This is a genomic window from Corynebacterium aquilae DSM 44791 (assembly GCF_001941445.1).
In the GTDB taxonomy this organism is placed as follows: domain Bacteria; phylum Actinomycetota; class Actinomycetes; order Mycobacteriales; family Mycobacteriaceae; genus Corynebacterium; species Corynebacterium aquilae.
The window spans coordinates 2614566-2632133 of the sequence record NZ_CP009245.1; the positions used below are offsets into that span (position 1 = coordinate 2614566).

The window sequence follows — 17568 nt, forward strand, 5'->3', positions numbered from 1 at the left end:
CGTCACTAGATGCAACCAACCACAAGTTGAGTCTATTCCACTCAAGTCTAACTTTTTTTAGATTTTTTCCAACCTGTCACAACCGGCTAGTCCCCTTTCTTCCCAGTTCGTCATTGAGTCAACGTCACTCAACCCCGTTGGGTTCCGCAAAGCACCCCAGTTTTTCACGGTGGTGGCACAATAGAGCAATGCCCACCCCCAGCGTCTCCACGGTCGCCACCGCCATCGCAACGCACCCCCGCGTCTTCCACCGCGCGGTGCACACCGATTTCGCCTCCCGCTGCCCACAGGCCCTGACGCTGAACAAGCAACCCGCCGCCCACGAGGAATTGGTGCTCGCGGTGGTTTGGGCGTTGCGCACCACCGTCGCCGACACCGGGGAGGATAACCCCACCACCATCGGCGAATTTACCCAGGCCGTCATCAGCCAGTTGGGCACGGAACATCGCCGCTCGGATACCGACCCGGCACACTATCCCCTGTTTGCCCGCTCTCTAGCGGCCGGGGTGGATGCGGCCTGCAGGGCGGCTTTACTGCCGCCGAATTCGGCAGCCCAACAGGCCGCCACCTCGCTTTTGAACCAGTGCTGCCAGACCATGGCCGCCGCCGCACACCAGGCGGATATGGCCGGCTACCCGGCCTACACCGGCGGCACCGTGGTGGAAGTCGACAAACGCTGCCGGCGTTTCCATGTCATCCGGGTGCAGGCAGACGCCCCCGTCAAGCACCCTGCCGGCGGGGCGCTCGCCGTGTGCGGCGAGCTCGACCCCGGGGTGTGGCGCACCCTCTGCCCCGCTTTTCCCGCCAACGAGTACGGGCAGTTGGAGTTCCACATCCCCATCCCGGATATCCCCGGGGCGGACGCCTTCATCACCACCCCGAAAGTCGGCGACCGCTGGCGAATCGCCGCCCCCTACGAGCCGATCAACGTCACCCTCGACAGCGACCTGCTGCTCATTTCGGCCGGCGCCGGCATCGCTCCCCTGCGCGCCATCACCGCAGACGTGATGATGCAGGCCACCCCGCCACGGATTCATTTCTTCGTCGGCGCCGACTACCCCGGGGAACTGTACGACCTGCTCTCACTGTGGCACACCGCCGCCACCTCCCCTTTGCTTTCAGTAGTGCCGGTCGTCAAGCACGACACCGACACCTGGTGGGTGCGCCCCAGTGAACACAGCCAGCCACCCCGCGGCCTGCACGTCACCCGCGTCGGCGACGTCGGGCAGGTCGCCGCCAGCTTCGGCACCTGGGAAGACCGCAACATCATCGTGGCAGGCGCGCCCGCAGAAGTCGACGCCATCGTTTCCGCCCTAACCGCCGGGGGAACCCCGGTAGACAAGATCCAGCGCCTCGAGCTGGACAACCGGCTGCCCACCGCACGCCCCCTCTAACCCCACAACGCCTCCCCCCAGGGGCTGCTACTGCTGGTCAGACACCGGGTGCAGCCCCACCACCGGCATGTCTTCCCGCATCGCCACCACCGGCACCTGGGCGCGCATCGCACCGACCTTGTCCAGGTCAATGTCGACGTGAACCACCTCCTCATAACTGCCGGCACGGTGCTCGACCTGCCCGTTGGGGGCCACCACCACCGAACGGCCCACCCCCAAAGGCACCTTGGTGGGGCTTTCCGGATCCTCATCCGCAGGACACCCCTGATCGCAGGCCAACACAAAACTGGTCGAATCCAACGCGCGGGCACGCGCCAATAGCTCCCACTGCTCAGCCTTGCCCGGCCCCTGCGCCCAGGAGGCGGGAACCACAATGACTTCCGCACCCAACTGCGCCAAACGCACAAACTGCTCGGGGAAACGGATATCGAAACAGATCGCCACCCCCACCTTCACACCATCGACCTCGAAGACAACGAGGTCCTCGCCGGCGCGCACAGTATCGGACTCGCGGAAACCGAAAGCGTCATAGCAGTGGAATTTGGCGTAAAACTGTTGGGCATCAAGGCCGAAAATGCCGGCCAGATTTTCCACCCGGTGAATCGTTTTCCCGTTGCGCTGCACCGTATCGGCGGGGCTAAACATGCCGGCAACCGCCACCACGCCACACTCCCGGGCGGTTGCCTGCAGGCGGGCAGCAAAAGTATCGCCGTATTCGGCGGCCACACCATCAAGCTTTCCAACCGCAAAAGACGCCATGGTCGCTTCGGGAAACACCACCAGCGAGGAACCCTTTTCAGCTGCCTCACGAATGAAATCGCAGGCGCGTTCAATATTGGTGGGCACATCCTTGCCGGAGGTCATCTGCACGAGGGAAATACGCATGCGTCCACCCTAACCGCAACCCCACCCCCAGGACTGTGGACAAGAGGAAAAAAGATGCCCCCCACCCACTTTTTTCACACAACCAAGGCTCTTAGCCACCGCCGCACACCCTGCCCATGCGCCAGGCTAACTAGCCATGCTGACGTATCACCCAGACCTTGACCGTGCCCGCGACACCATCGCCAGCGCCCCAGCATTTTCCAGCCACCGCTTTCACCCCACAGTGCATTCAGGTCGCACCGCAACGGCCCTAAGCCGCTTTGCTACTGCACTGGCAGATGCCGACACCCGCAGTTATGACGGCTCCGAGGATCTCCGCGCGGACATGCTGGCGGGCTGCGACGCGGTGCGCGCCGTGGAGGAACGCAACGCCGCCGAAATTGCCGGGCGGTACCCATGCTGACCCAATGGGCCGGACAGGCCGCCGATCTGGAACACACTGCCACCCAGCTGCGTCAACTTGCCCGTAGCCGAAGCCCGATTCCCGCCTTGGCGGATGCGGTAACACACCACGTCGCCGGCTGGGTGGATCAGGCGCGCCGGCGCCAAGAACACCTCGAGGCCGAGGCGCTGAAGTCTTTTGAGGCGATCGCCGCCGTGGAAGACACCCTAGTTTCCGCCGCTGCCGCATTAACCCAACTGACCGGGTGGGCCGAATTAGTGCGCCGCACCCTACCGGCTGACTCGCCACTGATCGCACAACTGCACCAACTGGTCGCAGAGCTCGGCCACGAACTGGATGAGGCGTGCGCCCACCACATCGACATCGCCACAGACTTGCTGTGCCCCAATCCGGATCCGACCACGCGGGTGGGGCTGGCTGACTTCGGCACCGTCTCCGCCGCCCACATCGATGCCATCAACCGTCAAACCCTGCAACACAGCGCACTGCCCGAAGCTATGCGGGAAGTGGTGGCGGCGCAGGATGTGCAGGTGCTGGAGGCCGGGGCCACGACAGCGGTGATGGCCATCGGCGATATCGATACCGCCCCAGCGGTCATCACTATCGTCCACGGGGTGGGTTCTGCCGACCCGGCCCGCTGGGCTGGCAACCTCGATCGGGCCCGGCACCTGGCCACGTTGTCGGGAGCGGCGGTGGTGTCATGGTTCGGCTACCACGCGCCCCCAACTGTCCTAGCGGGGATAGCACACGATCCGGCGGACACCGCCGGTCGCGCCATAAATGACTTCCAGCAGGCCTTGCGCGCCCGGCGCCCCGACGCACGTCTGGTGCTGGTGGGGCATTCCTATGGCAGCGTGGTGGCGGGGCAGGCGGCCTCCCGGGCTGCGGATCCACTCGCAGCGGACGCGATCATTTTTGCCGGCTCTCCAGGAGTGGGGGTGCCCAACGCCGCCGAGCTACATGCCACGCCCGGCGGCAGTGTGATTGCTTCCTTAGGCACCCGCGATGCCATTGGGGTGGTCTCTGGGATCCATGGCCCCGACCCCACAAGTGCCGCCTTTGCCGCCGATACCGTGCCCATTGCCGGTGGCCACAGTGACTACTTTGAGGACCCGGATTTCGTGCAGGCGGTGGTAGACAGCACAAAGCGGCCCCCGCACTAGCAGTGCAGGGGCCGCAGCATCTGGTGAGACGTGGGCGCTTGGGGGCCGCATCCCTCTCGTTCCCCTAGAAGCGCCACACGCTTCTAGCCAGATGGTCTTGGGCGCCGGGGTCTAAAAGTCCCCGGCAAGTCTGATTAGAACAGGCCGGTGGGGCGCTCGCTGTAGGAGACGAGCATGCACTTGGTCTGGGTGTAGTGACTCATCATCATCTTGTGGGTCTCGCGTCCCAGGCCGGACTCCTTGTAGCCACCGAAGGCGGCGTGTGCCGGGTAGGAGTGGTAGTTGTTCACCCACACGCGACCGGCCTGGATGGCGCGACCTGCCCGGTAGGCGGTGTTCTGGTCGCGGGTCCACACGCCGGCACCCAGGCCGTATTCGGTGTCGTTGGCGATCTCCATGGCCTCGTCGAAGTCCTTGAAGGTGGTCACCGCCAAGACGGGGCCGAAGATTTCCTCCCGGAAGCACTGCATGGAGTTGTCACCCTTGAGGATGGTCGGCTGGATGTAGTAGCCGCCCTCGAAGCCGTCGATCTTGGCCACGGCACCACCGGTGAGGACCTCTGCACCTTCGGCCGGTCCGGAGGTGAGGTAGCCGGAGATTTTCTCCATCTGCTCCTCGGAGGCCTGCGCACCCATCATCGTGTCGGTGTCCAGCGGGTCGCCGGTGCGGATGGATTCGACCTTTTCGACGACCTTCGCGATGAACTCGTCGGCGATGTCTTCGTGGATCAGGGCGCGGGACGGGCAGGTGCACACCTCGCCCTGGTTCAGGGCGAACATGGCCACACCTTCGACGGCCTTGGCGAGGAATTCGTCATCCTTGTCCATCACGTCCGGGAAGAACACGTTCGGGGACTTGCCGCCGAGCTCCAGGGTGACGGGGATGATGCGGTCGGCGACGGCCTGGTGGATGAGCTTGCCGACGGCGGTGGAGCCGGTGAAGGCGACCTTCATGATGCGCTTATTGGCGGTGATCGCCGCACCGGCTTCGGTGCCGATGCCGTTGACCACGTTGAGCACACCCGCGGGGAGCAGGTCGCCGATCAGGTCGAGCAGGTACAGCACGGAGGCCGGGGTTTGCTCGGCCGGCTTGAGGATCATGCAGTTACCGGCGGCCAGGGCGGGCGCAATCTTCCACGCCGCCATGAGCAGCGGGAAGTTCCAGGGAATGATGGCTCCGACAACGCCAATGGGCTCCTGGAAGTGGTAGGCGACGGTGTACTCGTCGATCTCGGAAATGCCACCTTCCTGGGTGCGGACCACACCGGCAAAGTAGCGGAACTGGTCGATGGCCAGCGGGATGTCGGCGGCGAGGGTCTCGCGGACGGCTTTGCCGTTTTCCCAGGTTTCCGCGACGGCCAGCTCTTCGAGGTGCTGTTCCATGCGGTCGGCGATCTGCAGCAGGATATTGCCGCGCTTCTGGGCGCTCATCGCACCCCAGGAGGCCTTGGCCTTCTCGGCGGCCTCGACTGCCAGTTCGACGTCCGCGGCCTTACCGCGGGCAACCTGGCAGAACACTTCACCGGTAATGGGGGTGATGTTGTCCATGTACTCGCCATCGACGGGGGCGACCCATTGTCCGCCGATGTAGTTGTCGTAGCGCTCGCGGTAGTTGGCGATTGCGCCTTCGGTGCCGGGACGTGCGTAAACGGTCATGACGCTCCTTGATAAGAAGAGATGTGGTTCGCGCGGTCTCGTCTTTTCCTTGTGGGACAGATGCGGGAACCTGGGATGTGTCACACCAAAGTAGCCACGTATGGCTGTGACCGCAATCATATTTTTTGCAGCCCCTTAAACCTTGGTTTGCAAACTTCACAAACTTGCAGATGTGCGCTGCACCACACATGCATGTGGAGATATGTGAGGCTTCGCGAACTCCACACAACCCACCCCCGAGAACTACCCCCACCGCCGCGCTATGGCTGAGGCTTCGTTGTACTGCTACCGTTAATACAACAAGCCGTTTTTAGGGAGACACCATGCCGATCATCGTTGACCCATTCAGCACCACCCCCATCTTCACCCAACTGCACGACAGCATCGTCAAGGCAATCGCCTCCGGCGAGCTCGCCCCGGGCACCAAACTGAACTCAGTGCGCATGGTCGCCGCGGAATTCGGCATCAACCCGGCCACCGTAAAAAAGGCCTACGACCTACTCCAGGAGGAAGGCGTGGTGGTCACCCACCCCCGCGAAGGCACCGTGGTTGCCCGCCCGACCCGCGCCACCGCCGTACAGCGCAAGGCCATTGCCGCCCAGGTAGAGACCGCGCTTGCACTCGGCAAAGCCCAAGGCATGACCCCCGCCCAGTTGGCCAGCGCCTGCAGCAGCGTGCTGGCATCCTTTAGCGCATCATAGGCAGACACCCATCATGCTCAGTTTCGTCCTCATTGCCGAACTATCCCTGCTGACAAGCACCCTCATCCTGCTGATGCTGGGACGCTTTCGACAGCAGCGCACCCCCTACGGGGTCCCCATCCCAAAATCCAAGGTTGATGATCCCGCTATCGCTGCGGCGGCTCGCCGCTACCGGCTCATCGTCGGCGGCGCCGGGCTGGTGACGTGCGTGGTGGCCGCCATCCCGCCGGCATCCCACACGGTGTGGCCGTTGCTGCTGGGAAGCTTCGCGCTGTCCATCGCTAGCATCATCGGCTGGAAGCAGGCCGCCAGCCACATCCGCCGGCAGGGCTGGACCGTGCCTAAACAGGGCATGGTCGGCAACGTCGCCGGCACGAGCCTCAATCAGATCACGCCTGGCACCATTTCCTGGGCGCCTCACATCATGGCGCTCGTGGTCATTGTGGCGACCACCTTGATGTTGATTGCCCAGTGGTCACAGATCCCCGACACCTTCGCCACCCACTTTTCCACCTCCGGGGAGCCTAACGGTTTCACCGATAAGGGCCCTGGGGTGTTTTTCGCCCAGTTTATGGGTTTTGGGGTGACTGCCCTGTCGCTGGGGATGTCGTGGATGCAGACTGCGGGGCTGGCGTACACGCGCAGCACCAAAGGCGCTAAGGACAGGGCCCGCCTGCAGGCCATGATGCAAGCCAGCGAAAAGGGGTCTGCCTGGTTGATGTGTTCCTTGTCGGCGCTGGTCGCGGTGTTGGGTTTGGCGCTTGCGCTGCCGGATACCACTCCGCTGCCGCCGGGAAATTCCAACGTGTGGGTTGCCCTGTTCGTCATTGTTGGCATCATCGGATCCTTGGCCATGGTGGCCTGGATCATGATCTCCGGGGAGCGCTCCGCGGGGTTGGCGGAGCCGGATCTGGATGAGCCGGATGAGCAGGTGACTTTTGACCGCACCCCGTATCTGAAGTGGGGATTGTTTTATTACAACCCCGATGATCCGGCCCTGTTTGTGGAAAAGACTATTGGTATGGGCATTGACTTCAATTACGCCCATTGGCCGGCGAAGGTTTTTGGAGTGGTGATCGTGTGCCTGCTGCTGGCGCCACTGAGCTTGGCGCTGCTGTAGACGAATGCAGTGCGTGCCCGCTGGGTGCGAAAGACAGCTGATATGCAAAACAAGTGGGGTGTGCTCGTGGTGTTCGAGCACACCCCACTTGTGCGTGTTGGGGCCGTGTTAGCTGCGTTTGGTTAGTTGCTGCCTCGTTTGCGGGCGGGGCGTTTTTCCCACATCACCACGGCGGTGGAGCGGGGCACGTGGACGAGCTCGCCGCGGGGCCTTGTGGAGGTGGCGCGCAGGTGCTCGTTTTCTTCCCGCAGTTGCTGGTTGGCGCGGCGCAGCCGTTCGTTTTCGGCTTTGAGGTGCAAGATCTCTTTGATGCCTGCGAGGTTGACGCCTTCGTCTTGGCTGAGCCGCTGGATGGTGCGTAGCGTTTCGACGTCGCTGCGGGAGTATCGGCGGCCACCGCCGCGGGTGCGTTGCGGGGTGACCAAGCCGATGCGGTCGTAGGTGCGCAGGGTTTGCGCGTGCATGCCGGATAGCTCAGCCGCCACGGAGATGACGTACACCTCGGTGTTGTCCGTGTTGTCGGTGTTTTCAGCCATGGTTTTTCTTCATCTCCTTTCACGCGCTGGGTTAGTCGTTGCCGGCCCAGTCGGCGCGGGGGTCGAAACCGGAGTCTTTTTCCGCCTGCGCATAAGTGCGCAGTGCGCTGGTGGCTGCGGCGTCGAGGTTGGTGGGCACTTTGACTTCCACGGTGACTAGCAGGTCGCCTTTGGATCCGTCGCGCTTTTCCACGCCCCGGCCGCGGACCCGCAGGGTGCGACCGTTGGGGGTGCCGGCGGGCACCTTGACGCGCACTGGGGTTCCCAGGGTCGGCACGGTGATGGTGCCGCCCAGGGATAGTTCGCCGAAGGACACCGGGACGGTGACTGCGAGGTCGTTGCCGTCGCGGGTGAAGATCTTGTCCGGGGTGACGTGCACGGTGACGAACAGGTCGCCGGATGGTTTGCCGTTGGGGCCTGCCTCACCTTGGCCGGCAAGCCGGACTTTTTGGCCGTCGATGACTCCGGCGGGGATTTTCACGCGAATGCTGCGGGTTTTGTGGATGGTGCCGCGCCCGGCGCAGTCGCCACAGGGGTCGGTGATGATGGACCCGGAGCCGTGGCATTTGTCGCAGGGGGCGCTGAATCCGAAGGCACCTTTGTTTTCACTGGTAAACCCGGAGCCGTTGCATTTGTCGCAGCGGGTGGGCTGCCCGGAGGCGCTGCCAGATCCGTGGCAGGTTGCGCACGGTGCGTCGCCGGTTAGTTGAATCGGGATCGTCGTCCCTTTGGTGGCTTCCCGAAAGTCGAGCGTGATGTCGGCTTCCACGTCCGCGCCCCGCGAGGGTTGTGCTTGGCGGCCAGTAGTGCCGCCGCGGTTGAAAAGACCACCGAAGATGTCACCAAGAGAGCCGTCCGCGCTAAATCCTCCGCTTTGCCCGAAGATGTCCGAGATGTCGAAGTCTTGCGTGCTCGTCCGAAACCCGCCGGGAAAGCCGGCGCCTCCTGCCTGACCGAATCCGCCCATGCGCCCGGAGGCGAGCATGGCTTTGAGTTGGTCGTATTCTTTGCGCTTGGCTTCGTCGCCGATGACGTCGTAGGCTTCGGCGGCGCGTTTGAAGCGGTCCTCGGCTTTTTTATCCCCGGGGTTTTTATCGGGGTGATTGTCGCGGGCTAATTTGCGGTAGGCGCGTTTAATGTCGTCGTGGCTGGCGGACTTAGAGACACCCAGGTCCGCGTAATAGTCTTTGTCTGCCCATTCGCTTTTGTTCACTGGGCGTCCTCCTTCCGGCGTATGACCGGTTGTTTGTTGCTAAATATTTTGTCTTGTTAGTGGTTTTTAGTGGTTGTTAATAACTAAAGCTAAGGGGAGCAAACGGGCCGGCGGGGCAGCGGGTGCCTCGCCGGCCCGTTTGTTCTTCGGTGATGGTTTATTCTGCCGGGTCGGAGATCATCACCATGGCGGTGCGCAGGATGCGCTCGCCGTGGGCGTAGCCCTGGCGCATGACGAGGCCGAGGACCTTGTCATCGCCGGTGGAGGTGTCCTGGACGGCTTCGTGCCGTTCGGGGTCGAATGCTTCTCCGGCTTCGCCGAAGGGTTGCACCCCGAACTTGGTCAACACTGCGTGCAGTTTGTCGTTGACGCTTTTCAGTGGGCCTTCCAGGTCGCCGTGCTGGGCGGCCAACCCCAGATCGTCGAGGATGGGGAGCAGTTCGGTGAGCACGGAGCCTTTGGCGGTGTCGATGACTGCTGCGCGGTCGCGCTCGGTGCGCCGGCGGAAGTTGGCGTACTCGGCGGTTACTCGCTGCAGGTCTTCGGTGCGCTCTGCCAGTTGGGCTTCGATGTCATCGTTTGCTGCTGGCTCGGCGGACTGTGCTGCTTCTGCTTCGGCTGCGTCGGTGGTGGTTTCGGCGTCAGCGTCGGCGGGAGTAGCTTCCTGCTGCTGGCTGTCCTCGAAGACCTCGGCTGCCTCGTCGGGGGTTGGTGCCTGTTCCTCGGGGTTGGTCGTCATGGTTTACTTCTTTTCTTCGTCTTCGTCGACGACCTCGGCGTCGACGACGTTGTCGTCGGCGGGGGCGTCGGCCTGGGTGGCGCCTTCGTCGGCCTGTGCGGCGTAGATTTCGCTACCCATTTCCTGGGATTCCTTGGACAGGGTCTCGACGGCGGTCTTGATGGCCTCGATGTCGTCGCCCTTGAGGGCTTCGTCGACGGCCTTGGCTGCCTCTTCGACCTTGTTCTTGCGGTCCTCGGAGAGCTTGTCGGAGTTGTCTTCGACGAACTTGCGGGTCTGGTATGCCATGGACTCGGCAGAGTTGCGGATTTCCTGCTCCTCGCGGCGCTTCTTGTCCTCTTCTGCGTGGGCCTCAGCATCCTTGACCATGCGGTCGATTTCTTCCTGGGACAGGCCGGAGCCGTCCTGGATCTTGATGGTGTTTTCCTTGCCGGTGCCCTTGTCCTTGGCGGTGACGTGGACGATGCCGTTGGCGTCGATGTCGAAGGTCACCTCGATCTGGGGCACACCGCGCGGTGCCGGTGCGATGCCGCCGAGCTCGAAGGAGCCGAGCAGCTTGTTGGCGGAGGCGATTTCGCGCTCGCCCTGGAAGACCTGGATCTGGACGCTGGGCTGGTTGTCCTCAGCGGTGGTGAAGGTCTCGGAACGCTTGGTCGGGATGGTGGTGTTGCGCTCGATGAGCTTGGTCATCACGCCACCCTTGGTTTCGATACCGAGGGACAGCGGGGTGACGTCGAGCAGCAGCACGTCCTTGACTTCGCCGCGCAGCACGCCGGCCTGCAGGGCAGCACCAACGGCGACGACCTCGTCCGGGTTCACGCCCTTGTTGGGCTCCTTGCCGCCGGTGAGCTCCTTGACGAGCTCGCTCACGGCCGGCATACGGGTGGAGCCACCGACGAGCACGACGTGGTCGATGTCGCCGACGGAGATGCCGGCATCCTTGACGACCTGGTTGAAGGGAGCCTTGCAGCGATCCAGCAGGTCCTGGGTGATGCGCTGGAATTCTGCGCGGGACAGGGTCTCGTCGAGGAACAGCGGGTTCTTGTCGGCGTCGACGGTGATGTAGGGCAGGTTGATGGTGGCGGACTGGCTGGAGGACAGCTCAATCTTTGCCTTCTCGGCAGCCTCACGCAGACGCTGCAGGGCCATCTTGTCCTTGGTCAGGTCGATGCCGTTGGCGGACTTGAACTTCTCGACGAGCCAGTCAACGATGCGCTGGTCCCAGTCGTCGCCACCGAGGGCGTTGTCACCGGAGGTGGCGCGCACCTCGACGACACCGTCGCCGATTTCGAGCAGGGAGACGTCGAAGGTACCGCCACCGAGGTCGAAGACCAGGATGGTCTGTTCCTTATCGCCCTTTTCCAGGCCGTAAGCCAGGGCGGCTGCGGTCGGCTCGTTGACGATACGCAGCACGTTCATGCCTGCGATCTGGCCGGCCTCCTTGGTGGCCTGACGCTGAGCGTCGGAGAAGTATGCGGGAACGGTGATCACCGCGTCGGTGACGTCCTCACCCAGGTAAGCCTCGGCGTCGCGCTTGAGCTTCATCAGGGTGCGGGCGGAAATTTCCTGCGGGGTGTACTTCTTGTCGTCGATGGCGACGGTCCAGTCTTCGCCGATGTGGCGCTTGACGGAGCGAATGGTGCGGTCGACGTTGGTGACGGCCTGGTTCTTGGCGGACTGGCCGACCAGAACCTCACCGTTCTTGGCGAAAGCGACGACAGACGGGGTGGTCCGGGCGCCTTCAGCGTTAGCGATGACGACGGGCTCGCCGCCTTCGAGAACAGATACGACAGAGTTGGTGGTACCGAGGTCGATGCCTACTGCACGTCCCATGATGTGGTCTCCTTAAAAGTTGATTTTTATTGTTGTTGAGATGAAGTTGCGTGAACCCCACTCAACACTGGCGACCACTCTAGCAGTCGCCTTGAGTGTGGGCCACTCAAGCTTTCTACTTGACTTAACTACAGCCCACCCAAAGTTGTTCCCACCCGACTCAACTTTTTTAATATGAGCTACATCACATAGCCTTGACCTGCAAAAACACGCCACCCCACGCAAAAAACATCGCATCCGCCCCCACGCCCCCACACCACTGACCTACAACACTGACCCCCAACACGCCCCACAAAACACCACCCGACAGCCGACACAGCTCCCCCAAAAAGATAAGGACTAGTGGCCAACAAGGAATCAACGAGGAATCAACGAGGAATACCTAGCCGCGAGGAATGACCGCCCACAGCACCGCATACAACAACACCTGCGCCCCGGGAAGAACCAAGGAGGCCACAAAAAGCACCCGCAGCAAGGTGACATTGATGTTGTAGGTGCGCCCCAGCCCGGCGCACACCCCAGCGATCATCTTGTTTTTCGTATCGCGCGTCAGCCGCGCCGCATGCGGGTGCGAGATGCTGACATATCCGTTATCTGCGGGGTACCCATGAGACTTCATAGCTTCACTGTAAAAGAGCCACACCCTCCCCCACAGCAAAACCCGGCCCCGGCATCACCACAAGGGCGACACCGGGGCCTGGAAATCTTTTCGGGGAACCTTAATCGGCCGGCATGATCATCCACAAAATGAGGTACAGCAAGATCTGAGGGCCCGGCAGGAGACAGGAAGCGACAAAAGCAAGCCGCACCAAGTGCACATTGAGACCATAAGTGCGGGCAATACCGGCACAGACACCGAAGAACCAGCCATTGGCGACATCGCGGCGCAGGCGGGGCCGAAGTTGGAGGGATTGAAATCATTGTTGTTGCTCATGGTGTCCACCGTATTCCCCCGAGCGGGTGTCGCGCATCAGGGATTGCCCTGAAAAACTCCACTTTTACCCTCATCTCCCCTACTTCCCTGCGCCGACGGCGGGTTGGAAGACTTGTGAAACGCAGTGGCACACATTGTTAAAAAGGCGCGCACTTGGGTAGTGTTGTCGCGAACCTTGTCGGCGCCACCAGGAGTTTTCCTGAGAATTCGCCGAGTTTAGCGGTCTTTGCTCAGCAAAGCCCGCTGGAGGTTTCGCATTACATCCCTTTTAAGCAAGAGGACTTCACTGAACACTATGACGTCTCAATCACCGTCCGACGGGACCGTTGAGAAGCTCGATCGCGCCAGCATTATTGGTCGCGATGGTCGCTGGCTCGCGTCCTGGGCGCTGCGCTTCATCATCCTTGCCATCGCTGGCTACATCGCGTTTTTGGGGCTCGGCAAAGTGTGGAGCGGCCTGCTTCCCATCCTGTTGGCCATCTTGTTCTGCACCGTCCTGTGGCCGCCAGTGCGCTGGCTGCGGGAGCACAAGTTCCCCCCAGCCTTGGCTGTACTGACCACCATCCTGGGTGTCTTCGCAGCCTTCGGCGGAATTTTCTCCGCCATGGCCCCGTCGGTTGCTGACCAGTCAAAGGAGCTGTACGAAAAGGCTTTCGTCGGCGTCGATCAGCTGCAGTCCTGGATCCAGGGCCCGCCGCTAAACATCCGCACCGAGCAGGTCAACAACGCTCTCGACCAGCTCATCGTGCGACTCAAGAGCTCCTCTTCCGACCTGGCATCCGGAGTTGTCGCCGGCGTGTCCACCGCCTCCGAGGTTGTCGTCACCGGTGTTATCGCACTGGTGCTGTCCTTCTTCTTCCTCAAAGACGGCCCGAAGTTCCTGCCGTGGGTGCGCCGCGTCAGCGGCCCGACCTGGGGCTGGCACCTCACCGAGGTCCTCACCCGCACCTGGAACACCCTCGCCGGATTCATCCGCGCCCAGGCCGCCGTGTCGCTGGTGGATGCCATCTTCATCGGCATCGGCCTGGTGCTGATGAAGGTGCCGCTCGCACTGGTGCTGACCGTGCTGACCTTCTTCGCCGGATTCATCCCGATCATCGGCGCAATCTCCGCGGGCGCAATCAGTGTGCTCATCGCACTGGTATCCAACGGCCCCACCACCGCCATCGGCGTGCTGATCCTGATCATCGCCGTGCAGCAGCTGGAAAGCCACATCCTGTCCCCCATCCTGCAGTCCAAGGCCATGGATCTGCACCCGGTGATCGTGCTGCTATCCGTCACCGTTGGTGGCACCTTGTTCGGCATCATCGGCGCCTTCCTGGCGGTGCCCGTCGCCGCCACCCTGGCCGTATGGCTGCGCTACCACGGCGACCTGGTCTCCCTGCGCGCAGGAGAAAAAACCCTCGAGGACATCGAGGTGGCCACCAAAAATGGTTCCCACAAGCACGGCGACAGCGCCGAAGGTTTGGAAGCGGTGAAATCCAAGCTGCGCTCCATTAGCCGGATGGAAAAGAAGTCTTAAAAACACTTCCGCTCTGCCCGCTTAGGCAATCCCGTCGCACCCCGGTGCGGCGGGATTTTTTTAGGGCTGGCTTCATTGAGGGGTTTATGCACTCTAGCCATATGATTGGGAACATGCTCGACAGCCTTATCGCCTCCTGCCCCACGATCACCGCCCAGACGATGACGCTGGGGCTTTTAGGTGTCTTGCTGTCGCTACCCGCATGGGGCTACTTCCTGACGGGCGCGGTGAAACTATTCCGCTTCGTCAAGGCGGGAAGACCCGATAGTTTTACCCGCACCGACCAGCTCCCCACCCGCCTAGCAACCCTGCTCAAAGAGGTGGTCTTCCACACCGAACTCGCCCGCAAACCGTTTGTGGCGGCCGCCCACTGGCTGGTGATGGTGGGCTTCCTGCTGGGCAGCATCGTGTGGTTCGAGGCCTACATTCAAACCTTCAACCCCCAGGGGTCTTGGCCAATCATCGGCGACACCCACGCCTACCACCTCGTCGACGAACTGCTGGGGCTGGGAACCGTCATCGGGGTGCTGTTCCTCATCGGGGTGCGCCTTTCCACCCGCGGCAGCGAGCGCAACCGCTTCTACGGCTCCAATGCCACCGCCGCCCACTTCGTCGAAGCCGTCGTCCTGCTGGAGGGCCTGGGCATGCTGATGGTCAAAGCTGGCCGAATCGCCACCTGGCCGCTACTCTTCGGCAACCCCCACACCGACTTTTTCACCATCCAGCTAGCCAAACTCCTGCCCGCCAACGCCACCATGGTCAGTGTTTTCGCCCTGATCAAACTGCTCACCGGCATGATCTGGCTGTTCATCGTCGGCCAACAGCTGCGCTGGGGCGTGGCCTGGCACCGCTTCTTGGCGTTTTTCAACATCTTCTTGCAGCGCAACCCCGACGGCGCACCCGCCCTCGGGAAACTAGCCACCCCCGACCTTGAGGCCGACGGCCCGGTCGGGGTGGGGCGCGTCGGTGATGCCTCCTGGAAAATGCTTTTGGATTCAGCCACCTGCACCGAGTGCGGCCGCTGCCAGGATGTGTGCCCGGCATGGAACACCAACAAACCCTTGAGCCCCAAAAAACTCATCATGGCCGAACGCGACGCCGCCCTTTCCGGCGAATCAGCATTCACCTTGGTCGGCAATTCCATTCACCCCGATGAGCTATGGAGCTGCACCAACTGTGGCGCGTGCGTCGAGCAATGCCCCGTCGATATCGAACACATCGACCACGTGGCCGCATTGCGCCGCTACCAGGTGCTGGAGGAAGCAGACTTCCCCCAAGAACTCACCGGGCTGTTCAAAAACCTCGAAAACAAAGGCAACCCCTGGGGCCGCAACGCCTCCGAGCGGCGCACCTGGATCGACAAAGCCCGCGACCGCGGATTGCAGGTGCCAGTCATCGGCGACGACGCCACCATGGACAACATCGAGTACCTGTACTGGGTGGGCTGCGCCGGCGTCTACGACGATGCGGCCCAACAAACCACCATCGCAGTGGTCGAATTGCTCAACACCGCCGGGGTGCCCTTCGCCGTCCTCGGCGACGGGGAAACCTGCACAGGTGACCCGGCGCGCCGCGCCGGCAACGAGTTCTTGTTCCAGATGCTCGCGGAGCAAAACGTCGAAACCCTCAACGAGGCCTTCGACGGCGTGCCGCGAGGGCAGCGCAAAATCATCACGACCTGTGCGCACTGTTTCAACACTATCCGCAACGAATACCCAGATTTCGACGGCCACTTCGAGGTGTTCCACCACACCCAGCTGTTGAACCGTCTGGTGCGGGAGGGACGTCTAACCCCGGTTCCGCGCACCGATGCCAACCGCCGCCCGATCACCTACCACGATCCGTGCTTCCTGGGCCGCCACAATAAGGTTTTCGATCCTCCACGCGAGCTGCTCGGCGAAGTCGGGCCGCTCAATGAGGCGCCCCGCAATAAAGACAATGCGATGTGTTGCGGTGCCGGTGGCGCCCGCATGTTTATGGAAGAAAAACTGGGCACCCGCATTGCCGATGCGCGCGCCGCGGAACTGCGGGATACGGGCGCTGGCACGGTAGCCGTAGGTTGCCCCTTCTGCCACACCATGCTCACTGGCGGCATGAAAGCGACCGGATCCACAAACGATGCCGTCGACATCAAAGACGTCGCCGTATTGATGCGCGACGCAGTAACGGTCGATGGGAAATTGCCGAAGCCGTTGCCGCTCAAGCCCTTGCAGCCGCTTAAGCGGGAACCGAAGAAGGCCGACACTAAGACAGCTCAAGCGTCTGAACCCACGCAGACTCCGGCGGTGACCTCCACCCAGGTTTCCGCCCCAGCTGCCCCAGCAACAGCAACCACGCCGACACCGCCGGCTGCTGCTACTCCCCCGGCGCCCGGCATGAAAGCACCCGGTGTGAGCACCCCCGCTGCGAGCGCACCCGCACCTGGCGCGTCTGCGCCGGTGGCACCTCAAGCACCTGGTGCTGCCGCACCTCAAGCACCTGCCGCTCCGGTTGCTTCTGCACCGGCAGCACCGCAAGCACCGGGTGCGGTACCTCCCGCACCAGCAGCCCCCAGCGCTCCTCAAGCGACCGCACCAGCAGCAGTTCCCCCAGCCCCCAGCGCACCACGCCCACCCAGCGCAGTCGCACCACAAGCGCCTGTCGCTCCGGGAGCATCCGCACCGACTGCGCCTCAGGCACCTGGCGCTGCCGCACCCCAAGCACCTAATACTGCCGCACCTGCACCGGCTGCACCCACTGCGCCAGGAGCAGCAGTAGCACCGGGTGCTGTGCCTCCTGCACCGACTGCACCTGCTGCGCCAGGAGGATCTGCACCGGCCGCACCGCAAGCACCGGGTGCGGTACCTCCCGCACCAGCAGCCCCCAATGCTCCTCAAGCGGCCACACCAACAGCCGTTCCCCCCGCCCCCAGCGCACCACGCCCACCCAGCGCAGTAGCACCACAAGTGCCTGCCGCGCCGGGAGCATCTGCACCGACTGCACCGCAAGCACCGGGCGCGGTACCTCCCGCACCAGCAGCACCCAATGCTCCTCAAGCGGCCGCACCAACAGCCGTTCCCCCCGCCCCCAGCGCACCACGTCCTCCCAGCGCTGCCGCACCGGCCGCACCGCAAGCGCCTAGTGCTGCCGCACCTGCACCGGATGCACCCACTGCGCCAGGAGCAGTCGTAGCACCGGGCGCTGTGCCTCCCGCACCGGCCGCACCTGCTGCGCCGGGAGCAGTCGTAGCACCGGGCGCGGTACCTCCCGCGCCTGTGGCACCAAAGCCTTCCAGTGCAGCAACACCTCCGGCTAAAAGGGATTCAACTACCTCACCTGAAGACACACATCCTTCACGCGGGGAAGAAGAGTAAGCCCGGTAGGCGGCTTTGCATTTTGGGTTGAGATGCCCAATTTCCTAGACATACCCATGTCAGACTTTTTATTGAAGCTATTGACATGTATTTCACCCTTGCTAGAATTCACACCAC

15 protein-coding genes are annotated in these 17568 nt (G+C 62.8%); 7 read left to right on the forward strand and 8 right to left on the reverse strand.

All coding sequences use genetic code 11. The features are described from left to right. The first annotated feature begins 188 nt into the window (after window positions 1-188). Entirely contained in the window at window positions 189-1394 is a 1206-nt protein-coding gene (locus CAQU_RS11055; protein WP_075727734.1) for a hypothetical protein, read from the forward strand. 27 nt (window positions 1395-1421) lie between these two features. Here the strand turns inward: CAQU_RS11055 and CAQU_RS11060 are convergent, their stop codons facing one another. Further along, the gene (locus CAQU_RS11060; protein WP_075727736.1) at window positions 1422-2279 is read right to left on the reverse strand and encodes a nitrilase-related carbon-nitrogen hydrolase; all 858 of its coding nucleotides are present in this window, start codon (window positions 2277-2279) and stop codon (window positions 1422-1424) included. A gap of 136 nt (window positions 2280-2415) precedes the next feature. On the opposite strand from CAQU_RS11060, the gene CAQU_RS11065 reads away from it, so the two are divergent. Both CAQU_RS11065 and CAQU_RS11070 read left to right on the forward strand, forming a co-directional pair. Further along, window positions 2416-2682, forward strand: coding sequence for a hypothetical protein (locus tag CAQU_RS11065; RefSeq protein ID WP_075727738.1), 267 nt, complete (start codon window positions 2416-2418; stop codon window positions 2680-2682). Beyond that, on the forward strand, window positions 2676-3845 hold the full coding sequence (locus CAQU_RS11070; protein WP_075727740.1) for an alpha/beta hydrolase: 1170 nt from the start codon (window positions 2676-2678) through the stop codon (window positions 3843-3845). Before CAQU_RS11065 ends, CAQU_RS11070 begins: the two co-directional genes overlap by 7 nt. Window positions 3846-3979: 134 nt before the next feature. Here CAQU_RS11070 and exaC read toward each other — a convergent pair whose 3' ends face one another. Further along, window positions 3980-5500 carry an acetaldehyde dehydrogenase ExaC gene (exaC, locus tag CAQU_RS11075; RefSeq protein ID WP_075727742.1) on the reverse strand — a complete coding sequence of 507 codons (1521 nt, stop codon included), beginning with the start codon at window positions 5498-5500 and terminating at the stop codon, window positions 3980-3982. A gap of 323 nt (window positions 5501-5823) precedes the next feature. Here exaC and CAQU_RS11080 point away from each other — a divergent pair, with 323 nt between their 5' ends. Together CAQU_RS11080 and CAQU_RS11085 are read left to right on the forward strand one after the other, a co-directional pair. Further along, on the forward strand, window positions 5824-6201 hold the full coding sequence (locus tag CAQU_RS11080; protein ID WP_075727744.1) for a GntR family transcriptional regulator: 378 nt from the start codon (window positions 5824-5826) through the stop codon (window positions 6199-6201). A gap of 13 nt (window positions 6202-6214) precedes the next feature. After that, window positions 6215-7321 carry a DUF1648 domain-containing protein gene (locus CAQU_RS11085; protein WP_075727746.1) on the forward strand — a complete coding sequence of 369 codons (1107 nt, stop codon included), beginning with the start codon at window positions 6215-6217 and terminating at the stop codon, window positions 7319-7321. Between the two features lie 122 nt (window positions 7322-7443). Here CAQU_RS11085 and CAQU_RS11090 read toward each other — a convergent pair whose 3' ends face one another. The 6 genes from CAQU_RS11090 to CAQU_RS11115 form a co-directional block, all read right to left on the reverse strand. Further along, window positions 7444-7857: a heat shock protein transcriptional repressor HspR gene (locus CAQU_RS11090; protein WP_075727748.1), complete on the reverse strand. Its 414-nt coding sequence runs from the start codon at window positions 7855-7857 to the stop codon at window positions 7444-7446. A gap of 31 nt (window positions 7858-7888) precedes the next feature. Beyond that, window positions 7889-9070 (reverse strand): molecular chaperone DnaJ, encoded by a 1182-nt coding sequence (gene dnaJ, locus CAQU_RS11095; RefSeq protein WP_075727750.1) that lies wholly within the window; start codon window positions 9068-9070, stop codon window positions 7889-7891. 157 nt (window positions 9071-9227) lie between these two features. Further along, window positions 9228-9809 (reverse strand): nucleotide exchange factor GrpE, encoded by a 582-nt coding sequence (grpE, locus tag CAQU_RS11100; RefSeq protein ID WP_075727752.1) that lies wholly within the window; start codon window positions 9807-9809, stop codon window positions 9228-9230. A 3-nt stretch (window positions 9810-9812) separates the two neighbouring features. Continuing rightward, window positions 9813-11642 (reverse strand): molecular chaperone DnaK, encoded by a 1830-nt coding sequence (dnaK, locus tag CAQU_RS11105; RefSeq protein ID WP_075727754.1) that lies wholly within the window; start codon window positions 11640-11642, stop codon window positions 9813-9815. Window positions 11643-12024: 382 nt separating this feature from the next. Beyond that, entirely contained in the window at window positions 12025-12261 is a 237-nt protein-coding gene (locus CAQU_RS11110) for a PspC domain-containing protein (RefSeq protein WP_075728722.1), read from the reverse strand. Between the two features lie 100 nt (window positions 12262-12361). Then, window positions 12362-12532, reverse strand: coding sequence for a PspC domain-containing protein (locus CAQU_RS11115; protein WP_075727756.1), 171 nt, complete (start codon window positions 12530-12532; stop codon window positions 12362-12364). Between the two features lie 339 nt (window positions 12533-12871). Here CAQU_RS11115 and CAQU_RS11120 point away from each other — a divergent pair, with 339 nt between their 5' ends. Both CAQU_RS11120 and CAQU_RS11125 read left to right on the forward strand, forming a co-directional pair. Next, a complete protein-coding gene (locus CAQU_RS11120) occupies window positions 12872-14098 on the forward strand; it encodes an AI-2E family transporter (protein ID WP_075727758.1) in 1227 nt (408 codons plus the stop codon). A 113-nt stretch (window positions 14099-14211) separates the two neighbouring features. Continuing rightward, the gene (locus tag CAQU_RS11125) at window positions 14212-17451 is read left to right on the forward strand and encodes a (Fe-S)-binding protein (RefSeq protein WP_084563261.1); all 3240 of its coding nucleotides are present in this window, start codon (window positions 14212-14214) and stop codon (window positions 17449-17451) included. Window positions 17452-17568 lie beyond the last annotated feature (117 nt).

Coding starts and splice junctions, on each gene's coding strand:
- exaC (WP_075727742.1), bottom strand. CDS start 5,500: ATGACCGTTTACGCACGTCCCGGCACCGAAGGCGCAATCGCCAACTAC.
- dnaK (WP_075727754.1), bottom strand. CDS start 11,642: ATGGGACGTGCAGTAGGCATCGACCTCGGTACCACCAACTCTGTCGTA.
- grpE (WP_075727752.1), bottom strand. CDS start 9,809: ATGACGACCAACCCCGAGGAACAGGCACCAACCCCCGACGAGGCAGCC.
- CAQU_RS11090 (WP_075727748.1), bottom strand. CDS start 7,857: ATGGCTGAAAACACCGACAACACGGACAACACCGAGGTGTACGTCATC.
- CAQU_RS11070 (WP_075727740.1), top strand. CDS start 2,676: ATGCTGACCCAATGGGCCGGACAGGCCGCCGATCTGGAACACACTGCC.
- CAQU_RS11080 (WP_075727744.1), top strand. CDS start 5,824: ATGCCGATCATCGTTGACCCATTCAGCACCACCCCCATCTTCACCCAA.
- CAQU_RS11085 (WP_075727746.1), top strand. CDS start 6,215: ATGCTCAGTTTCGTCCTCATTGCCGAACTATCCCTGCTGACAAGCACC.
- CAQU_RS11110 (WP_075728722.1), bottom strand. CDS start 12,261: ATGAAGTCTCATGGGTACCCCGCAGATAACGGATATGTCAGCATCTCG.
- CAQU_RS11125 (WP_084563261.1), top strand. CDS start 14,212: ATGCTCGACAGCCTTATCGCCTCCTGCCCCACGATCACCGCCCAGACG.
- CAQU_RS11055 (WP_075727734.1), top strand. CDS start 189: ATGCCCACCCCCAGCGTCTCCACGGTCGCCACCGCCATCGCAACGCAC.
- CAQU_RS11065 (WP_075727738.1), top strand. CDS start 2,416: ATGCTGACGTATCACCCAGACCTTGACCGTGCCCGCGACACCATCGCC.
- CAQU_RS11120 (WP_075727758.1), top strand. CDS start 12,872: ATGACGTCTCAATCACCGTCCGACGGGACCGTTGAGAAGCTCGATCGC.
- CAQU_RS11060 (WP_075727736.1), bottom strand. CDS start 2,279: ATGCGTATTTCCCTCGTGCAGATGACCTCCGGCAAGGATGTGCCCACC.